19 protein-coding genes are annotated in these 18,386 nt (G+C 62.4%); 13 read left to right on the forward strand and 6 right to left on the reverse strand.

Annotated features, from left to right (window positions below):
* Positions 1–11: 11 nt before the first annotated feature.
* Positions 12–926: a 2-dehydro-3-deoxygalactonokinase gene (locus tag AMK05_RS04680; protein ID WP_064836973.1), complete on the reverse strand. Its 915-nt coding sequence runs from the start codon at positions 924–926 to the stop codon at positions 12–14.
* Complete coding sequence (locus AMK05_RS04685) at positions 926–1,687, reverse strand: SDR family NAD(P)-dependent oxidoreductase (RefSeq protein ID WP_064836975.1); 762 nt, start codon at positions 1,685–1,687, stop codon at positions 926–928. Before AMK05_RS04685 ends, AMK05_RS04680 begins: the two co-directional genes overlap by 1 nt.
* A gap of 70 nt (positions 1,688–1,757) precedes the next feature.
* On the opposite strand from AMK05_RS04685, the gene AMK05_RS04690 reads away from it, so the two are divergent.
* The 11 genes from AMK05_RS04690 to AMK05_RS04740 all read left to right on the forward strand — a co-directional run bounded on the left by AMK05_RS04690 (position 1,758) and on the right by AMK05_RS04740 (position 13,082).
* Positions 1,758–2,588, forward strand: coding sequence for an IclR family transcriptional regulator (locus tag AMK05_RS04690; RefSeq protein WP_373683205.1), 831 nt, complete (start codon positions 1,758–1,760; stop codon positions 2,586–2,588).
* Between the two features lie 202 nt (positions 2,589–2,790).
* On the forward strand, positions 2,791–3,525 hold the full coding sequence (locus AMK05_RS04695) for a LuxR family transcriptional regulator (RefSeq protein ID WP_064836977.1): 735 nt from the start codon (positions 2,791–2,793) through the stop codon (positions 3,523–3,525).
* A gap of 641 nt (positions 3,526–4,166) precedes the next feature.
* Positions 4,167–5,351 carry an Mrp/NBP35 family ATP-binding protein gene (locus tag AMK05_RS04700; RefSeq protein ID WP_064836979.1) on the forward strand — a complete coding sequence of 395 codons (1,185 nt, stop codon included), beginning with the start codon at positions 4,167–4,169 and terminating at the stop codon, positions 5,349–5,351.
* Positions 5,352–5,760: 409 nt separating this feature from the next.
* Complete coding sequence (locus tag AMK05_RS04705) at positions 5,761–6,738, forward strand: magnesium transporter CorA family protein (RefSeq protein WP_064841272.1); 978 nt, start codon at positions 5,761–5,763, stop codon at positions 6,736–6,738.
* An 18-nt stretch (positions 6,739–6,756) separates the two neighbouring features.
* The gene (locus tag AMK05_RS04710) at positions 6,757–8,655 is read left to right on the forward strand and encodes a potassium transporter Kup (protein WP_064836981.1); all 1,899 of its coding nucleotides are present in this window, start codon (positions 6,757–6,759) and stop codon (positions 8,653–8,655) included.
* A gap of 261 nt (positions 8,656–8,916) precedes the next feature.
* Positions 8,917–10,164, forward strand: coding sequence for a cell wall hydrolase (locus AMK05_RS04715; RefSeq protein WP_064836983.1), 1,248 nt, complete (start codon positions 8,917–8,919; stop codon positions 10,162–10,164).
* 271 nt (positions 10,165–10,435) lie between these two features.
* The gene (locus AMK05_RS04720) at positions 10,436–10,774 is read left to right on the forward strand and encodes an AtpZ/AtpI family protein (RefSeq protein WP_064836985.1); all 339 of its coding nucleotides are present in this window, start codon (positions 10,436–10,438) and stop codon (positions 10,772–10,774) included.
* Positions 10,775–10,837: 63 nt separating this feature from the next.
* Positions 10,838–11,590 carry a F0F1 ATP synthase subunit A gene (locus AMK05_RS04725; RefSeq protein ID WP_064836987.1) on the forward strand — a complete coding sequence of 251 codons (753 nt, stop codon included), beginning with the start codon at positions 10,838–10,840 and terminating at the stop codon, positions 11,588–11,590.
* Between the two features lie 68 nt (positions 11,591–11,658).
* A complete protein-coding gene (locus AMK05_RS04730) occupies positions 11,659–11,886 on the forward strand; it encodes a F0F1 ATP synthase subunit C (protein WP_007632966.1) in 228 nt (75 codons plus the stop codon).
* Between the two features lie 77 nt (positions 11,887–11,963).
* Positions 11,964–12,587 (forward strand): F0F1 ATP synthase subunit B, encoded by a 624-nt coding sequence (locus AMK05_RS04735; protein ID WP_064836989.1) that lies wholly within the window; start codon positions 11,964–11,966, stop codon positions 12,585–12,587.
* Positions 12,588–12,590: 3 nt separating this feature from the next.
* Positions 12,591–13,082 (forward strand): F0F1 ATP synthase subunit B, encoded by a 492-nt coding sequence (locus AMK05_RS04740; protein ID WP_064836991.1) that lies wholly within the window; start codon positions 12,591–12,593, stop codon positions 13,080–13,082.
* A gap of 268 nt (positions 13,083–13,350) precedes the next feature.
* Here AMK05_RS04740 and AMK05_RS04745 read toward each other — a convergent pair whose 3' ends face one another.
* Entirely contained in the window at positions 13,351–14,040 is a 690-nt protein-coding gene (locus tag AMK05_RS04745) for a ribonuclease HII (RefSeq protein WP_064836993.1), read from the reverse strand.
* Between the two features lie 306 nt (positions 14,041–14,346).
* The gene (locus AMK05_RS04750) at positions 14,347–15,504 is read right to left on the reverse strand and encodes a PA0069 family radical SAM protein (protein WP_064836995.1); all 1,158 of its coding nucleotides are present in this window, start codon (positions 15,502–15,504) and stop codon (positions 14,347–14,349) included.
* 138 nt (positions 15,505–15,642) lie between these two features.
* Here AMK05_RS04750 and AMK05_RS04755 point away from each other — a divergent pair, with 138 nt between their 5' ends.
* Together AMK05_RS04755 and AMK05_RS04760 are read left to right on the forward strand one after the other, a co-directional pair.
* Entirely contained in the window at positions 15,643–16,161 is a 519-nt protein-coding gene (locus AMK05_RS04755; protein WP_064836997.1) for a hypothetical protein, read from the forward strand.
* Positions 16,162–16,548: 387 nt separating this feature from the next.
* Positions 16,549–16,863, forward strand: a complete 315-nt coding sequence (locus tag AMK05_RS04760) for a hypothetical protein (protein WP_064836999.1) — start codon at positions 16,549–16,551, stop codon at positions 16,861–16,863.
* A gap of 18 nt (positions 16,864–16,881) precedes the next feature.
* Here the strand turns inward: AMK05_RS04760 and moaB are convergent, their stop codons facing one another.
* Together moaB and AMK05_RS04770 are read right to left on the reverse strand one after the other, a co-directional pair.
* Positions 16,882–17,433 carry a molybdenum cofactor biosynthesis protein B gene (gene moaB / locus AMK05_RS04765; RefSeq protein ID WP_064837001.1) on the reverse strand — a complete coding sequence of 184 codons (552 nt, stop codon included), beginning with the start codon at positions 17,431–17,433 and terminating at the stop codon, positions 16,882–16,884.
* The gene (locus AMK05_RS04770; protein WP_064837003.1) at positions 17,433–18,344 is read right to left on the reverse strand and encodes a 4-(cytidine 5'-diphospho)-2-C-methyl-D-erythritol kinase; all 912 of its coding nucleotides are present in this window, start codon (positions 18,342–18,344) and stop codon (positions 17,433–17,435) included. The genes moaB and AMK05_RS04770 overlap by 1 nt, the downstream gene beginning before the upstream one ends.
* Positions 18,345–18,386: the final 42 nt, after the last annotated feature.

Here is an 18,386-nt window from a genome sequence, read left to right on the forward strand (position 1 = left end):
TGTCGGCTTTCTCAATTCGGCCAGATGGCTTCGGCAGCGGCCGAAAGCCCGCGGCGCACGGCGGCGTCCGCATCGATGGCGGTGAAGGTCAGGGAGAGAGTTCTGAAGGCCTGTTCGTAGAGCGCCTGCAGGCGTCCGGAAGCGACCAGGGTGATGCCTGAGTTGGCCGCATCCTGTAGCGCGCCGGCGATTTCGAGGCCGATCAGCGTGCCGGACAGCCGGGCTTGCGCTGATGCGGCCGAGATCCCGTGCAGGAGCTGGCCCGAGCGGGCGGTAAACAGCAGATTGGAGGCAAGGGCTGGGCGCTGGAAAGCGGCCGATACCGCCGCCTCGAAGGCCGCTGCATCAGCCGGCTGCTCTTCAGCGCCGGCAACGGCATGCGACAGGATCGTGTGTTTGCTGATAATGTCGAAGAGCTCGCCGGTCATGAAGGTCGAAAAGCCGGTGACCTTGCCGTCGCCCACATGTACCCACTTCGAATGGGTGCCGGGCATGCAGACCGCCTGGGCGCCCGCGCTTGCCGTGCCGAGCGCGCCGAGAAGCTGGGTTTCCTCGCCGCGCATGACGTCGGGTGTCGCCATATCCCGCTGGGCAAGGCCCGGCAGAATGCGGATGTCGCGGCTTTCTCCCGGCACAGAGACCGCCGCCGTCAGCACCGAGGCGAGCGGTGCGGGCACGTCGATATAACCGGCCTCGACCCAGCCCTGCCGGGCGCCGGCCATGCCGCAGACGATCACCGGCAGCTTTTCCGGCGCCTCGACGGCGGCGAGATGGCCTGCCAGCACTTGGGAAAAGCCGGTTTTTGCGGCACTGGTCATGCCTTCGCCGCTGCGGCGCTCGGCAAGGATGCTGCCGTCCCCGGCGATCAGCCAGAGCCGAAAGCTGCTGGTGCCCCAGTCCACCGCGACATAAGCGGGATTAGCCATTACAGAATGCCTCCATCGACAATCAGGGACTGGGCGGTCATTCCGGCCGCGCAGTCGGATGCAAGAAACAGGCAGGGACCGACGATCGCGTCGGGCTTGAGCGCGACCTTCAGGCACTGCTGCTCGACCGAGCGCGCGATGCTCTCTTCGGTCAGCCACAGCTGCATCTGCCGCTCGGTGACGACCATGCCGGGCAGGATGCAGTTGACGCGGATATTCTCCGGTCCGAGCCGGCCGGCCATGCTCTTGGTCAGCCCGACGACCGCGGCTTTCGCCGCCGCATAGGCGGGAAAACCGCCCATGTTCAGCTTGAAGGCGATCGACGACATATTGATGATCGCCCCGCCGCCGGCCGCCCGCATCGATGGCGCCGCCGCTTGCGAGGTGAAGAACACATGCCGCAGGTTGATCGCCTGGTTGTTGTCCCAATAGGCCTCGGTCACCGCGTCGAATTCATGGCGGTCGTCCCAGGCGGCATTGTTGACCAGCACCCGGATCGGCCCTGAGTTGGCAACGACGGTTTCGACGGTGCGCCGGATCGCTTCGATGTCGCGCAGGTCGGCATGGTGGAAGGAGACGGGATGCGCCGTCTCCCGCGACAGGCTTTCGGCGAGCGCTTGGCCGGCGGCCTCGGCGATGTCGATGAACGAGACCTTGGCGCCCTGGCGGGCGAAGCCTTCGACGATGGCAGCGCCGATGCCCGATCCGCCGCCAGTCACCAGCACGGTTCGGTCTCTGAACTCCGGAAATTGTGCCGACATCACGGTCGCCCTTGATATTCATATGTTCCATTATATGGAACTCAATTTGACTATATGGAATTATCGAATTATGCTGGCCTTGCTGTCAAGGGCGGACGAGACGATGACTTCAAATAGCGAAAGCATGGCGCAGGGCCGTGAGACCGGCACGCTCGGCAAACTGATGGTTCTGCTCGATCTTGTCACGCATGCCGATGCGCCGCTGCGTTTCACCGATATCCTGGCGCGTGCCGGCCAGCCGCGCGGCACCTTGCATCGGCAGCTGAGCCATCTGGTGGAGGAGGGGCTGCTCGAGCTTGACGGCGACGGCCGCTATGCGCCGGGCCTGCGCCTGCTCGATTTTGCCGCGCGCAGCTGGGCGCGCAACGAATTCCGTCTGATTGCCGAACCGCACCTCGCCGAGTTGCAGCAGGCGACCGGCGAGACGGTGCATCTCGGCGTTTTGAGGGGCCAGTCGATCATCTATCTCGATAAGGTCGACGGCCGGCAGCCGGTGCGGATGTATTCGCAGATCGGCAACGCTTCCCCCTGTTACTGCACCGGCGTCGGCAAGGCCGCACTTTCGCTGCTTCCGGCCGATCTGCTCACCGATCTGCTTGCCGGCCTGAGCTTCACCAGCTTTACCGCCTCGACCCATGTCTCGGCCGACTCGCTGCTTGCCGAAATCCGCGAGATCGCCGACCAGGGCTATGCCTTCGACCGCGAGGAGCATGAGGCCGGCATCCGCTGCGTCGCCGCTCCCGTCTGGTCGCAGGATCGAACCTTTATCGGGGGCATTTCGATTACCGGCCCGGCCTATCGCCTGTCGATGGAACTTCTGCGCCAATGGGCCGTTCCAGTTCAGCTGGCAGCTGGAAGGATCATGGAAGGCATGCGCATCCGGCTCGGCCCGCGCCGCTAAATGCAATCAGAGAGCATGCTTATGATGAGGGCGATATTGAGATTTGCCGGCGAATCACGACAACTGCAAATAGTCCGCGAAATCGATTAACCACCTGCCGGCCGAACGCTGCATGCCGAGGCCGGCTCCGTTTGATCCAGTCAGCGATCGTCATTCCCCGATGCAATCGAGCCGGCCGTTGCGCCGAAGATGAAGAAATGTGATGGCACCCTTGTCGCAAACATCCCCGGAAGACGACGACTACATTCAGGAAATAGCCGGCCTGAAGACCCAGTTCGATATTTTCCGTTTCCTGAAACGCGTGACGGAAGCCTATCGCAGCCGTGCCTTCCTGGTGCTCAACCTGCCGCCGATCACCTCCTTGGATATCCAGGGCAGCACCGTCATCACCAGCTGGCCGGCCGAGCTTCTGGCGCTCTACGACCAGGAGAGCCTGCTGGTCAACAGCCCGGTTCTGAGGCGGCTGAGAACATCGGCGCGGCCCTTCTTCTACGACATGTCGCGCGAGAACTGGTCGCGGGACGACGGCAAGTCCATTCTCGTCGCCTCGCTGTTCGAACGTTTCCGGATGATGCGCGGTGCCTATTTCCCGACGCATGAGCCATCCGGCGTGCGCGGCGCCATCTCTTTCGCCGGCGACCGCGAGCCCTTCAGTCCGGCTGAGATGCGGGAGCTCTGCTATATCTCCATCCATGTCTATGACCGGCTCGCCGAGATCCGCAACCTCGATACCCGCATGACGGACACGCTGACCGACCGGGAAATCGATTGCCTCAACTGGACGGCGGCGGGCAAGACCAGTGCCGAAATCGCCGAAATCCTCACCCTCTCCGAGCACACGGTCAATCATTACCTCAACCGCGCCACCAAGAAGCTCGATACGGTCAACCGCACCCAGGCGGTCGCCAAAGCGCTGCGGATCGGCCTGATCAAATAAGGTGCAAAAGGCGCTGCGGGTTTTCGCGGGTCGCCCAGCGCTTGGGCATATGCTTGCCGTTGGGGGCCGTCCCACGCCGCGTTTGTGCCGTTTCCGCCGATTTTCCGTCTGGCACGCTTTCTGCTTCTCTTTTGGCAGAGGCCCAGAGGGGACTTGGACCAGCGCCAGGAAATGGCGCGGCCGCGCACCGCTGCCCGACGCCGATGCCGCTTTCCCAAGCCCTCGGTGTCGGCGGCGGCTGTTGCGTTTTGGCACCGCCTCTTGCAAGGCTGCGCGCCATTTGGCCTTCCCTCTTCATTTTTCGCTGGCCTTTTTGTCGGCTTGCGCTAGTTCGCCCCGGATTGCGCCGGTTCTCGGGGAGACCGTTGCGGCCATCAGGGCGAAAGCCCGGCGGACTTGATGGCCGCAACGGATTGCCCGTTCTCCCCGGGCGCTTTTCGCAGGCCGGCAAATCGATTTTCCCGCCGATGATTTTGTTTGGCGAAGGCGTCCGTCTCCACTATCTCTACTGCATGATTTCAGTCTTGATCGGAATCGATGAAGGCTGAAATCATGCAGTAATTCAAAGTGCTACAGCGCTCTTTGTGGGTCTTGAAAGACGCGCGGCGCTCTAGTCTGGGAGAAGCAGCAGTGAGGATGGAATGACCGACGTCACCAAGGAACAGGTTCTCGAAACGCTGAAGACCGTGCGTGGACCGGATCTCGAGCGCGATATCGTCGAGCTCGGCATGGTTTCTGATGTCTTCATCTCCGACGGCAAGGTTTATTTCTCCATCACCGTTCCGGCCGATCGCGCCAAGGAGCTGGAGCCGATGCGGCTCGCCGCCGAGCGCGTCGTCAAGGCCATGCCTGGTGTCAAGGGTGCGCTCGTCGCGCTGACCGCAGACAAGAAAGCCGCAGCCGCAGCACCCGCTGCCCGCCCGGTGCCGAATCCGCCGCACGGACATGCCGGCCACGATCATCATGGGCATGACCACGGTGGCCATGCGCACGCCCCGCAGCAACAGCCGCCGCGGGCCGGCAAGATCGGCGTCCCCGGCATCGGCGCCATCATCGCCGTCGCCTCCGGCAAGGGTGGGGTCGGCAAGTCGACCACGGCCGTCAACCTGGCGCTCGGCCTGCTTGCCAACGGTCTTCGCGTCGGCATTCTCGATGCCGACATCTATGGTCCCTCGATGCCGCGGCTCTTGAAAATATCCGGCCGCCCGACCCAGATCGACGGCCGCATCATCAATCCGATGGAGAATTACGGCCTCAAGGTCATGTCGATGGGTTTCCTCGTCGACGAGGAGACGGCGATGATCTGGCGCGGGCCGATGGTCCAGTCGGCGCTGTTGCAGATGCTGCGCGAAGTCGCCTGGGGTGAACTCGACGTGCTGGTCGTCGACATGCCGCCCGGCACCGGCGACGCGCAGCTGACCATGGCCCAGCAGGTGCCGCTTGCCGGCGCCGTCATCGTCTCGACGCCGCAGGATCTCGCTTTGATCGATGCCCGCAAGGGCCTCAACATGTTCCGCAAGGTCGAGGTGCCGGTGCTCGGCATCGTCGAGAATATGAGCTATTTCATCGCGCCCGATACCGGCACCCGCTACGATATCTTCGGCCATGGCGGCGCCCGCAAGGAGGCCGAGCGCATCGGCGTGCCCTTCCTCGGCGAAGTGCCGCTGACGATGAACATCCGTGAAACTTCCGACGCCGGTACGCCGCTCGTCGCCTCCGAGCCGAACGGCGTCGTCGCCGGCATCTATCGCGGCATCGCCGCCAAGGTCTGGGAGCAGGTCGGCGGGCAAACCCAGCGCCCGGCGCCGACGATCGTCTTCGAATAGGCGCGTTATCCGGAACGCTGCGGCAGTTACGAGTGACGGACGCAGCGGTCGAATCACGGTTGCCGATACCCCGAATTGTGGGGGAAACGTGGTGAAAAGCCGCGGTTCACGGAAGATGTCTTGATTATTTCATGGCTTTGCTGCATATGCCGCGGCGCCATGATGGCGTTTGCTGCAGATGCTCAATGACGGCCGTCCTCGTTTGAAGATTTCGGCCCGCCTGCAAGTTCGGAGTAGTCTTGTCGATCGAAGGATTGGTCGCTGCGATGCGGTGGAGCATAATGCGCATGCCGGCCTTTGAGGTTGGATGCAGCCGGAGTTGTATGAGCTTTTTTGATCCGCTTCCGTTGGGACCTGGGACGAGCGAGCCTCGCATTGCTGCGCTTTCGGCCGCATGGAAGGGCTGCCGGTGATTACCGCTTATTGTTCCAATTGCCGGTCCGTCGAGATCCGCGATCTGTCGCATGCCGCATCCTTCCCTGAGGATGTCGTCTGGGTCGACATGATCGAGCCGAGCCGCGACGAGGAACTCTATGTCGAAAAGGTTCTCGGCATCGAGGTTCCGACCCGCGACGACCTCAAGGATATCGAACCCTCCGCCCGTCTCTATGTCGAAAACGACGCCGTCTTCATGACCGCCTCGCTCCTCTGGAAGGCGGAAACCGAAGCGCCGACGCTGACCGATGTCGCCTTCATTCTGGCCGGAAACCGGCTGGTCACCATCCGCTACGCCCATCCCAAATCCTTTGCGCTGTTCATCGCCGCCCTTCACCGGCTGCCGGAAAACTGGCGCAGCGGCGCGGCCCTTCTCGCCAAGCTGTTGGAGACGATCGTCGACCGCACCGCCGAGATCCTCGAGGCCTCCATCTCGCGCCTCGACATCCTGTCGATGCATGTCTTCGGCGACCGGGCGAAGAAAGTCCGCAAGCCCTCGAACTTTCTCGAAGAGAAGCTGCGGGATATTGCCGGCCATCACCGGATGATCAGCAAGGTGCGCGACAGCCTCGGTTCGCTGTCCCGCCTGCTGACCTTCCTGCACGCGATCCCGGCGGTCCAGCAGGGCCGCGAGACGAAGGAACTCTGCCGCACCGTCTCGCGCGATATCCAGTCGCTGTCGGAGCATGCCGCCTTCGTCGCCGGCAACATCACCTTCCTGCTCGACGCTTCGCTCGGTCTGATCAACATCGAGCAGAATTCGATCATCAAGATTTTCTCGATCGCTTCGGTGGTATTCTTGCCGCCGACACTGGTCGCCTCCGTCTATGGCATGAATTTTCAGGTCATGCCGGAGCTGGCCTGGGCTGCGGGTTATCCCTATTCGCTGGCCCTGATGGTAATATCAGCCGTCATTCCCTTTTTCTTTTTCCGCTGGAAAGGCTGGCTCTGAGGAGCCTGTTGCAACTTCATGTCCGCAGAGAGCCATCCGAACGAATCCCAGATGACGCCGAAAAAGCTGTTCTATCTTGCTTTGGGGTCCGTCGGCGTCGTCTACGGCGATATCGGCACCAGCCCGCTTTATGCCTTTCGCGAGGCGCTGAAGCCTGTGGCCCATGACGGCCTCACCCGCTTCGAGGTGATCAGCCTGATCTCGCTGATGATCTGGGCGCTGACGATCATCGTCACCATCAAATATGTGCTGTTTCTGCTGCGCGCCGACAACGAGGGAGAGGGCGGCACGCTGTCGCTGCTTGCCCTGTTGATGAAAACCGCCAACGGCCATACCGCCATCCTGATGCTGCTCGGCCTGATGGGCGCCGCCCTCTTCCTCGGCGATGCGATGATCACGCCGGCGCTATCGGTGCTCTCGGCCGTCGAAGGCCTGAAGCTCGTCACGCCAAGCTTCTCGGAATATATCGTGCCGATCTCGGTGGTGATCCTGGCGCTGCTCTTCGTCGTGCAATCGCGCGGCACCGGCGCCGTCGCCAGGTTCTTCGGCCCGATCACCGCCGTCTGGTTCCTGGTCATGGCCGCCGCCGGCATTTCCCACATCTCCGACGATTTCGGCATTCTCGCCGCCTTCAATCCCTATTATGCCGTCAGCTTCCTGCTGCATGAGGGCTTTTACGGCGTCGTCGTGCTCGGCGCCGTCTTCCTGACGGTGACGGGCGCCGAGGCGCTTTACGCCGATCTCGGCCATTTCGGCCGCCGCCCGATCCAGTGGGCCTGGTTCCTGCTGGTCTTCCCGGCGCTGACGCTGAACTATCTCGGGCAGGGGGCTCTGGTTCTCGGCAAGCCGGAGACGATGTCGGATCCCTTTTATCTGATGTATCCGAAATGGGCGCTGCTGCCGGTCGTCATCCTGGCGACCGCCGCGACGATCATCGCCAGCCAGGCGGTCATCACCGGCGCCTTCTCGATGGTGCGCCAGGGCATCAACCTCGGCTTCCTGCCGCGTATGGAAATCCTCTTCACTTCGGAAACCAATACCGGGCAGATCTTCGTGCCGTCGGTCAATGCCGTGCTGTTCATCGGCGTCATCTTCCTAGTCCTGAGCTTCAAGACCTCAGACGCGCTGGCGACCGCCTATGGCATCTCCGTTACCGGCGCCATGGTCGTCACCTCGATCATGGCCTTCGAATTCGTTCGCGCCCGCTGGAACTGGTCGCTTCCGCTCGCGGTGGTAGCACTTGCGCCGCTGGTCGTGCTCGAATTGATCTTCCTCGGCGCCAATCTCTTGAAGATCCATGACGGCGGCTATATCCCGATCCTGATCGCCACCGCCTTTACCGTCATCATGTGGACCTGGCGCCGCGGCACCGCGATCCTGATGGAAAAGACCCGCCACACCGATATTCCGCTCCCCTCCTTCGTCAGCGCGATCGAGCGTAAGAGCGACCATTCGCCGGCCCAGGTTCCGGGCACCGCGATCTTCCTGACCAGCGATCCGGAATCGGCGCCTGCCGCCTTGCTGCACAATCTCAAGCACAACCATGTGCTTCACGACCGCAACGTCATCCTGACGATCCGCACCGTCAACAAGCCGCGCGTGGCGAGCCAGGACCGCTACAAGGTCGAGCAGATTTCCGAGCGCTTCTCCCGCGTCGAGCTGCTGTTCGGCTTCATGGAATCGCAGAATGTTTCGCAGGCCCTGGCGACGCTGCGCAAGACTGGACTGAAGTTCGACATCATGTCGACCTCCTTCTATCTCGGCCGCCGCAAGCTGGTGCCGGACGCCAAGTCTGGCATGCCTTACTGGCAGGACCGGCTCTATATCGCCCTTGCCAACGCCGCCGCCAACCCCTCGGACTACTTCCGCCTGCCGGCTAACCGCGTGGTGGAACTGGGGTCGCATGTGATTATTTGACGGGTGGGTCAAAGACCCCGCCCCAAACCCCTCCCCACAAGGGGGAGGGGCTTAACTTGTGGCACCGGCTTTCCACCTCTTCGACGTTTCGGGAGGAGCGAGGCGGTGCCCCGGGTTAGTCCCTCCCCCTTGTGGGGAGGGGACTTTGCAAGGGCGCAGACACTCAGCATTTTTCAGCCACATTAGAACATGCAAAACCACGCATAGCCACATTCCGGCACGCCCCGTTAACCCAACGTCAAGGTTAATGAGAGATTTTCGATGGAATGTTCCCGCGTTCCATTGCCGGAGTTGGTGTTGCGTCGAAAGAGCTCTTCCCGTAGCAAGCTGCGTCTTCTTCCCGAGAATTGGGTGTCGCCCGCTATCTTCGGGCTCACCGGCTGGCTGATCTTCCCGAGCGCCGCGTCTCATGCCGATCTCGCCGCCATGCTGGCCGGTCTCGACCGGAAGGGGGAGAACTGGCGCATGGTGCTGACCAATTCGCCGGCCGGCTCCATTCATCAGGCCGAACTGGCTTTCGCCGATCCTGACGTGACGGGCTCGGTCTTGTCGGGCGCTGGCATGGTGCTGCCGGATGGCCGCAAGGTCGCTTTCTCTGCCATGGATAAGGACACTGCCGAGGACAAGGGTACCGCCAAGGACAAGAGCCAGGAGGACACGCCCGACGAGGATCGTGTCAACCGCGGCGCCAAGAAGGGCCGGGTCGTCGCTGTCGAGAAGATGCAGCCGCCGAAGGATTTTTCCGCCGGCTCGATCCTCGAGCGCACGAAGATGCTGTTTACCCCGAGCTTCGATCTCAAGGACCGCTCGGCCTTCGTCAAGCCGAAGATCCAGGGCAAAGAAATCGAGATCGCCACATCTTTCTATAGGAAGCAGCCGGTGGTGACCGATCGTGGCGTGCCGGCAATGTTGGCAAGCCTCGTCACCAGCGACACGGCCGATGTTCTTGCCACTGCTTATGGGCCGGCGGCACCCGACTATTCCCGCCAATCACCCTTTGATTCGATCCTGACCGAGCAGAACAACGGCCGCTTCGTGCCGGAGATCGGTCCGCGCGACCATGCATGGGCCGCCAGCATCTTGGCGCCGAGCGTCTTTTCCGCCCGCGAACAGCAGTGCCTTGCCTCCGGCATTTATTTCGAAGCACGCGGAGAATCGGTGAAGGGCCAGGCCGCCGTCGCCCAGGTCATCCTTAACCGCGTCCGCAATCCCGCCTATCCGAAAACCATCTGCGGGGTCGTCTACCAGAACGAGGATTGGCGCAACCGCTGCCAGTTTTCCTTCGCCTGCGACAGCATCAAGGACAGGGTGAACTCTGAATATCACTGGCGGATGGCCCGCGATGTGGCGATGGCGGTGACATCAGGCAAGATCTGGCTGCCGCAGGTGGGCTCGGCGACTCATTACCATGCCGTCTATGTCAGACCGAAATGGGCAAAGACCATGGAGAAGGTCGGCCGTATCGGTCTCCACGTCTTCTATCGCACCTATGGCGGCGGCTGGAGCTGAGATAAATCGCTTGGGCAAGCCGATTTGCCGGGCTTAAAAGCGGATTCTTTCCATCGAATTTAACAGATCGGCCATAAATCGGCCTATCTATTTGATTTGGTGTCATTATTTTCTGGCTGGACAGAAGCTGCCTACGCCTTGACTATACCAATCCCTAAAACTATGTTGCGCGCGACTTCAGAACGGGCCGGAAGGGTTTCAACCTTCGCGTCCGGGGTCCGAATGACCGGGGTAGCGGGAGTGCGGGCGACGGGCAGGCGAGGAGAGATCCATGGCGGACGACCGCGAAGAAAGTCTTGAGAAGCGCCGTGCGCAACTGGAAGCGAAACTCGCGACCAAGCGCGTGGAGGCGAAAGTGGAAGAGGCAAGCGAAGCCCGTTCCGAGGTAAGCCGCAAAGGTTATGCCCAGGCGATGAAGCTTTCCAGCGAGTTCATTTCCGCAATCGTCGTCGGCGCCGTCCTTGGCTATGTCTTCGACCGTTTTGTTGGCACGGCGCCTTGGGGGATGATTGTTCTTCTGCTTCTCGGATTCTGTGCCGGCGTTCTGAACGTGCTGCGTTCTGCGGGGGTGGTGGCCCATCCCCTGGACGACAAAGACGGCAAGAAATAAGGACCGGTTCCCGGTCCAGTGCAATGACCCCGCGTCCTGCGGGCCAAAGAGAGAGAACAAGCGGTGTCTAACGATCCGACTCATCAGTTCCTGATCCATAAGATTGTGCCGATCGAAATCGGCGGAATTGATTTTTCGTTCACCAATGCATCGCTTTTCATGGCCGCTTCGGCTGCCGTTGCCGTCGGCTTCCTCTATTTCGCCACCTCGAATCGCGCCATCGTTCCGGGCCGTTCGCAGTCGATTGCGGAAATGTCCTATGAGTTCATCGCCAACATGCTGAAGGAAGGCGCCGGCAAGCAGGGAATGAAATTCTTCCCGCTGGTCTTCTCGCTCTTCATGTTCGTGCTGACGGCGAACCTGCTCGGTATGTTCCCGTATTTCTTCACGGTGACGAGCCAGATCATCGTTACGTTCGCCCTCGCTTTGCTCGTCATCGGCACCGTCGTCGTCTACGGTTTCTATAAGCATGGCTTCGGCTTCCTCAATCTCTTCGTGCCGCACGGCGTGCCGGGCGCGCTGCTGCCGCTGGTGGTGGCGATCGAAATCATCTCCTTCCTGTCGCGTCCGATTTCGCTCTCGGTTCGTCTCTTCGCCAACATGCTCGCCGGTCACATTACCCTGAAGGTGTTCGCAGGCTTCGTCGCCTCGCTCGGAACCCTGGGTGCTCTCGGCGTCGGCGGTGCCGTTCTTCCCCTCATCATGACCGTCGCCCTGACCGGTCTCGAGTTCCTCGTCGCCTTCCTTCAGGCTTACGTCTTTGCGGTGCTGACTTGCATGTACCTCAACGACGCAATCCATCCGGGCGGGCACTAAGGATAACGACATCGACGTCTCCAGGGCGTCAGTCATTCGCCGCAACAACCATTTCAAAGGAGTTCAACATGGAAGCGGAAGCAGCAAAGTACATCGGTGCAGGCCTGGCTTGCTTTGGTATGGCCGGTACGGCTCTCGGCCTCGGCAATATTTTCGGCAGCTACCTCTCCGGCGCACTGCGCAATCCGTCTGCCGCTGACAGCCAGTTCGGCCGTCTGGTATTCGGCTTCGCCGTTACGGAAGCTCTGGGCATCTTCTCGCTGCTCATCGCTCTCCTCCTCCTCTTCGCCGTCTGATATCGGTGAATAGATGGATCACGGCCTGCGACCGCAAGCCGTGATCCTTTGCATTTGCAGTCCACCTGGAGGTGAGCATGTTTTTTGTGACCCCGGCTTACGCTGAAGAAGCACCGGCGGCAGCGACGGGTACGGATGCGCATGCCGCTCCGGCCGCAGGCGAGGTCCATACCGAGACTGGTGTTGCCGGAGGCGAACACGCCCGCGGCCCATTCCCGCCTTTCGATTCGACGACCTTCGCATCCCAGCTGCTCTGGCTGGTGATCACGTTCGGCGTCTTCTATTTGCTCATGCAAAAGGTCATCGCGCCGCGCATCGGGACGATCCTCGATCAGCGTCACACGCGCATCTCCCAGGATCTGGAAGAAGCCGGCCGCCTGAAGGCGGAAGCCGACGCTGCCGTCCAGACCTATGAAGGTGAACTGGCCGCTGCCCGCGCCAAGTCCAACGCGATCGGCGCTGCTGCCCGCGACGCCGCCAAAGCCAAGGCTGAGGAAGATCGCCGCGCTGTCGAGGCAAGCCTGTCTGAAAAGATCAAGGCTGCCGAAGTCCGCATCGGCGAGATCAAGGCCAAGGCTTTCGCCGACGTAGGCACTATTGCCGAGGAAACCGCGGCTGCCGTGGTCGATCAGCTGATCGGCGGCTCCGTCGCCAAGGCCGATGTCGCCGCTGCCGTTGCAGCCGCCAAGAAGGAGGCTTGATCGATGGAATTTGCCTTTGACGCGACTTTCTTCGCCTTTGTCGGCCTCGTCCTGTTCTTGGCGCTGGTCGTTTACCTGAAGGTTCCGGGCATGATGGCGCGCTCCCTCGACGACCGCGCCGACCAGATCCGCAACGAACTGGCTGAAGCCAAGCGCCTGCGCGAGGAGGCCCAGCACCTGCTCGCCGAATACCAGCGCAAGCGCAAGGAAGCGGAAGCCGAAGCGGCCCATATCGTTGCCGCCGCCGAGCGCGAAGCCGAAATGCTGACCACTGAAGCAAAGAAGAAGACGGAAGAATTCGTCGCCAACCGCACGGCGCTTTCCGAGCAGAAGATCAAGCAGGCAGAGGCCGAGGCGATGAAGGCGGTCCGTTCCGCCGCCGTCGATCTCGCAATCGCTGCCGCTGAAACGGTGCTCGTCAAGCAGGCTGATGCCAAGGTCCAGTCCGAGCTCTTCGGCAATGCCGTCGGCCAGGTCAAGACGCGGCTCAACTGAGCGGTATCGAATGGAATAGGAAAAGGCCGGGCATGTCCCGGCCTTTTCTTGTTGACAGATCTTTTTATGAAATCCGAGCCTGTCCGGTTGAGGTTAGCTTGGCAAGCCCCCTCCCCAACCCCTCCCCACAAGGGGGAGGGGGTTAACCTACGGCCCCGGCTGCATTCAATCCTGAACGCAGATCATGCGGCTGGCTCTAGCCCCTCCCCCTTGTGGGGAGGGGTTGGGGAGGGGACTTAAGCAGCTCTCGGCAGTCTGAACCCCAGACCTATTCCGAAATCAGTTCGTCCATCTCAGGACCGCCCTCGACCTTGCGCAGCGGCCGAAAGCTCATCCGGTGCAGGGAGCAGGGGCCGAGCTTCTCGATGCCGGCGCGGTGCTGCGCCGTGCCGTAGCCGACATGGGCGGCAAAGCCGTAATCCGGAAAGACGTGATGCGCGCGCGCCATCATCCGGTCGCGTGTGACCTTGGCGACGATCGAGGCGGCGGCGATCGAGACCGAGCGGGCATCGCCCTTGACGACAGCCTGCCCGGGGCAATCGAGGCCGGGCGGCACGTCGAGCCCGTCGGTCAGCACGTAGCTTGCCGGTATGGCGAGGCTGCAGATGGCGCGACGCATGGCGTCGAGACTCGCTTTGCGGATATCCGTCTCGTCGATGCGCGTCGAGCTGGAGGAGGCGATCGAAACCGTGGCGGTCGCCAGGATCTGCGCGAACAGTTCCTCGCGCCGCTGCGCCGAAAGCTGCTTGGAATCGTTCAGACCCTCCGGGATGCGCTTTGGATCGAGGATGACGGCGGCCGCGACAACAGGCCCGGCCAGCGGCCCCCGGCCTGCCTCGTCGGCGCCGGCAACCGGCCAGTGGCCGGCCTTGCGGGCCTTGAGCTCCAGCCGGAAGTCCGGCACCAGGGGAGCCGCTTGGAAAAGCTGGGGAGAATCGGGTGGCGTGCGAGGTCTCATGCGGCTGAACCTCGCACGCCAACCCGATTGCCCGCAAGTCCCCGATCAGGGCGGCGCTCGGGGACCGGGTCCGGCGGATGGTGGCGGTCGGTGCCATCCGCGGGAATTGCGCTCGGGGCTCGAAAACAGGGCGGTTTTTCTGAGCAGCCGATGCGCAAGCTTCAAGCAATTCCTGGAAAAGCGCGGCACGATTTCCATCCGGAATTGCGCAAAAAGTCAAAAAAACAATTCCAGGAAAACTGCGGCGCGGTTTTTCCCAGGCAAAGCGCGAAGCGCTTTTGCCAAGAATTGCTTAAAGAACAAAGCCTAGAGCAGCGACAGCTGCACGCCGCTGCCATCAGGCGGCACGAACAGATCGTCGCGCAGCGGCATGCCGCGCCGCGTAAGGCCGAAACGCCTGGCGGCCATTTCAAAGCGCCGGGCGATCTGCCAGGCATAGGGACCGGCGCCCTTCATGCGCTTGCCGAATTCGGCATCGTAATCCTTGCCGCCGCGCATCGAGCGCACCAGCGACATCACATGCCGGTAGCGATCGGGATAATGCTGCAGCAGCCAGTCGCGGAAGAGCGGGCTGACCTCGAGCGGCAGTCTCAGGATGACATAGCTCGCCTCGGCGGCGCCGGCCGCCTTGGCCGATTCGAGGATGCGCTCCAGCTCATGATCGTTCAGCGCCGGGATCAGCGGCGCAGCCATCACAGCCGTCTGGATGCCCGCTTCCGACAGCGTGTGAATGGTCTCCAGCCGCCGCGGCGGCGTCGCGGCGCGCGGTTCCATCGTCCGGGCAAGCTTGCGGTCGAGCGTGGTCACGGAGATACCGACACGCACCAGGTTCTTCGCCGCCATCTCCTGCAGAATGTCGAGATCGCGCAGGATCATCGCCGACTTGGTGACGATCGAGACCGGATGATTCGCCTTGTTCAACACCTCGAGAATGCCGCGCATGATGCGCCATTCCTTCTCGACCGGCTGATAGGGGTCGGTATTGGTGCCGATCGCGATCGCTCGCACCTTGTAACCCGGCTTGGCAAGTTCGCGCTCCAGCAGTTTTGCCGCATCCGGCTTGGCAAACAGCTTCGTCTCGAAATCGAGCCCCGCCGAAAGACCCATATAGGCATGCGTCGGCCGGGCGAAACAATAGATGCAGCCATGCTCGCAGCCACGATAGGGATTGATCGAGCGGTCGAAGCCAATGTCGGGCGATTCGTTGCGGGTGATGGCCGTGCGCGGCTTCTCGATCTGCACGTCCGTCTTGAACGGCGGAAGCTCTTCCAGCGTCTGCCAGCCGTCGTCGAAGGTCTCGCGCTGCAGCGCCTCGAAGCGTCCCGACGGATTCAATCCCGCCCCACGCCCGCGGCGCCGGTCGACCTCGATTCTCAGACCGGAGGACACGATCATCGCATCGGCAATATCTGCCGTATTGGCAGGCGCGAATGCGGCCTGCCCTGCCAGGGACTGCTCTCTCATCGGATTCTCCCGCGGCAAAAGCCATCGCTTCCGCCCGTTTTGATGATTAAATTCCTATCCGCAAAACAAGAACAATGCAAGAACAAAATACGGAAAACGCCGCTGGCAAAAATTTGTGCGGCGCATTATGAATGACCAATGTTGACGGTTGTTCTCGAATGCCGGGATCAGGAATCTGAGCTGGCCCAGACTCTATCGGTATTGGTGGCAGGTGCCGTGGAGGGGCTCGTCAGCGATGTGATCGTGCTCGATCATGGATCGCGCGACGGCACCTCGCGGGTCGCCGACGCCGCCGGCTGCCGGTTTCTTTTACAATGGGATATCAAGGACATCCTCCGCTCCGCCCGCGGCGAATGGCTGCTCTTCATCGAGCCGGGCGCCCGGCCCCAGGCCGGCTGGATCGACGAGATCGCCGAATATATGGCGCTCAACAAGCTGCCGGCGCGCTTCACCGCCTCGCGCGGCTATCGGCGCCCGTTTTTCCAGCGCGTCGGCCGGGCGACGCCGCCGCTGGAACTCGGTTTGCTGATGCCGAAGAACCAGGCGCTCGCCGCCGCCCAAAGCGGCATGGCCCTTGCCGAATTCGCCAAGGGCCAGAAGCCGCGCAAGCTCGCCAGCGAACTGATTCCGTCCTGGGTGGCGCGCGCGGCGCGGTAAGATCTCGGTCATCCCACGGCTGGCCGGTTTCCACCGCCCAAAAACCCCTCCCCACAAGGGGAGGGGCTAACCTGCCGCACCGCTTCCCGTAACCGTCTGTCGAACGGCAGCAGCCCAGCAGACCTCGCCTTTTGATCGCTGCCGGACACCACAGCTTAGTCCCTCCCCCTTGTGGGGAGGGGTTGGGGAGGGGTTTTCTCGAAGATGTGAGTCGCCGGTCTCCATCGCACAAAGATGGCGCCCAATAGGATTTCGCGCTATAATTCGCCCATGGCGCCGTCGAAGCGCCGCGCTTCGCAACGGATGGCCATGGAATGCCGGTGGACGGCAGAATAGGTCGGCGACAATCTCCTCTTCTGCCGGGTTCCCGGCGAAAGGAGGTGCGTCATGGTACGCAATATGGTTTACGGCCTCGTCGCCGTCATATTGCCGACATTGGTGATCGCGCATCCGCATTCGGCAGCATCGCAGACGATGCTCAGTTGCGCAGGCCGATCCGATGTCGTCAATTTCCTCGACAAGAACTTCGCTGAAAAGCTGACAGCGGTCGGACTGGTCAACCAGAACGCCGTTCTCGAGGTCTATGCCGCCGAAAGCGGAACCTGGACACTCGTCGTCACGGATGTCCACGGCATCAGCTGCATCCTGCTGTCGGGTGACAGCTGGGAAACGATGCCGGCTCTGCCGGGCCTTGCCACCTAGCGGGCCGGGTTAGGCCGCCTATTTTGTCGCGCCGCGCTTCAGGTGCTCGTCCAGGCGCGGCATGATCTCGACGAAATTGCAGGGAACGCTGCGGTAGTCGAGCTGCCCTTTCAGAATGCCGTCCCAGGCATCCCGGCAGGCGCCGGGCGAGCCCGGCAGCGCAAAGATGAAGGTGGCGTTGGCGACGCCGGCCGTGGCGCGAGACTGGATCGTCGCCGTGCCGATCTTCTCATAGGAAATACGGTGGAAGACGGCGGAAAAGCCGTCCATGCGCTTTTCGAACAAAGGCTCCAGCGCCTCCGGCGTCACATCGCGGCCGGTAAAGCCGGTGCCGCCCGTGGTGATGACGACGTCGATCTCATCCCGCTCGGTCCAGGCCTTCACCCGTGAGGCGATTTTTTCGCGGTCGTCCGGCTCGATCGCGCGGTCGATCAGCCGGTGGCCTGCTTCCACGATCCGCTCCGCCAGTGTGTCGCCTGACTTGTCCGTCTCCGGCGTGCGCGTATCCGAGACGGTGAGGATCGCAATGCCGACGGCGATGAAGGGCCGCTTTTCGTCCAGTCCTGCCATCACTTGCCTCCCGAAACGGTTTCCGTCGCCTGGAAATACCAGTCGGGTCGCTCGTCGTGAAGAGCTGCCGCCGCATCTTGCGCTTCCGCCATGCTCGCAAATATGCCGAAACAGGTGGCGCCGGAGCCGGACATGCGGGTGAGCAAAGCGCCGCGCGCCCGCAGCATCGCCGAGATGACCGCAATCTCCGGCATCAGCTCGCGCGCCGGCGGCTCCAGGTCGTTGCGGGCAGCAGCTATCACGTCAAGCCAGTCGGCACTCCCGGCAAGAGCCGGAGCGAGGCTCAGAGCCGGATTGTTCTTTGCCGCCAGCCGGCGGAAAACCTCCGGTGTCGACACCCCTTTCAACGGATTGGCGAGTACCATGGCAAAGGCCGGCAGATCAGGCACGGCTGCGATCTCTTCGCCGATGCCGCGGGCAATCAGCGGCCGGCTCTCAAGACACATCGGCACATCGGCGCCGAGCTTCAGCGCGATGCCGGCGAGCGCCTCCGGTGGCAGGCTCATGCCCCAGAGCCGCATCAGCCCGCGCAGCGCCGCGGCCGCATCGGCCGAGCCGCCGCCGATGCCGGCGGCAACAGGCAGGTTCTTTTCCAGGTGGATATGGACGGGGAAGGCGAGGGCGCCGACCGCCTCGCGCAGGAGATCGCGTGCCCGCAGCACCAGATTGGTGCCGCCATCGCCGGCAAGCATCTCGCCGAAACGGCCCGACAGGGTGAAGGCGTCGGCCTGTGACGGCAGGAAACCCAGCCGGTCGCCGCAATCGGCGAAGGTCACCAGCATATCGAGCAGATGATAGCCATCTGCCCGCTGGCCCGTCACATGCAAAGCGAGGTTGATCTTCGCGCGCGCCGCTTCCATGACGCCGAAGCATGATGCCGAAAAGTGTGAGCGGTTTTCGGATGACATCATGCTCTATTTCTTTAATTCACCCTCGGCCAGGCCCTCTTCAGG

This window comes from Rhizobium sp. N324, assembly GCF_001664485.1.
In the GTDB taxonomy this organism is placed as follows: Bacteria; Pseudomonadota; Alphaproteobacteria; order Rhizobiales; family Rhizobiaceae; genus Rhizobium.

Coding starts and splice junctions, on each gene's coding strand:
- AMK05_RS04695 (WP_064836977.1), top strand. CDS start 2,791: ATGGCACCCTTGTCGCAAACATCCCCGGAAGACGACGACTACATTCAG.
- AMK05_RS04690 (WP_373683205.1), top strand. CDS start 1,758: ATGCTGGCCTTGCTGTCAAGGGCGGACGAGACGATGACTTCAAATAGC.
- AMK05_RS04710 (WP_064836981.1), top strand. CDS start 6,757: ATGTCCGCAGAGAGCCATCCGAACGAATCCCAGATGACGCCGAAAAAG.
- AMK05_RS04685 (WP_064836975.1), bottom strand. CDS start 1,687: ATGTCGGCACAATTTCCGGAGTTCAGAGACCGAACCGTGCTGGTGACT.
- AMK05_RS04700 (WP_064836979.1), top strand. CDS start 4,167: ATGACCGACGTCACCAAGGAACAGGTTCTCGAAACGCTGAAGACCGTG.
- AMK05_RS04730 (WP_007632966.1), top strand. CDS start 11,659: ATGGAAGCGGAAGCAGCAAAGTACATCGGTGCAGGCCTGGCTTGCTTT.
- AMK05_RS04770 (WP_064837003.1), bottom strand. CDS start 18,344: ATGATGTCATCCGAAAACCGCTCACACTTTTCGGCATCATGCTTCGGC.
- AMK05_RS04745 (WP_064836993.1), bottom strand. CDS start 14,040: ATGAGACCTCGCACGCCACCCGATTCTCCCCAGCTTTTCCAAGCGGCT.
- AMK05_RS04715 (WP_064836983.1), top strand. CDS start 8,917: ATGGAATGTTCCCGCGTTCCATTGCCGGAGTTGGTGTTGCGTCGAAAG.
- AMK05_RS04740 (WP_064836991.1), top strand. CDS start 12,591: ATGGAATTTGCCTTTGACGCGACTTTCTTCGCCTTTGTCGGCCTCGTC.
- AMK05_RS04755 (WP_064836997.1), top strand. CDS start 15,643: ATGTTGACGGTTGTTCTCGAATGCCGGGATCAGGAATCTGAGCTGGCC.
- moaB (WP_064837001.1), bottom strand. CDS start 17,433: ATGGCAGGACTGGACGAAAAGCGGCCCTTCATCGCCGTCGGCATTGCG.
- AMK05_RS04720 (WP_064836985.1), top strand. CDS start 10,436: ATGGCGGACGACCGCGAAGAAAGTCTTGAGAAGCGCCGTGCGCAACTG.
- AMK05_RS04735 (WP_064836989.1), top strand. CDS start 11,964: ATGTTTTTTGTGACCCCGGCTTACGCTGAAGAAGCACCGGCGGCAGCG.
- AMK05_RS04760 (WP_064836999.1), top strand. CDS start 16,549: ATGGTACGCAATATGGTTTACGGCCTCGTCGCCGTCATATTGCCGACA.
- AMK05_RS04680 (WP_064836973.1), bottom strand. CDS start 926: ATGGCTAATCCCGCTTATGTCGCGGTGGACTGGGGCACCAGCAGCTTT.
- AMK05_RS04750 (WP_064836995.1), bottom strand. CDS start 15,504: ATGAGAGAGCAGTCCCTGGCAGGGCAGGCCGCATTCGCGCCTGCCAAT.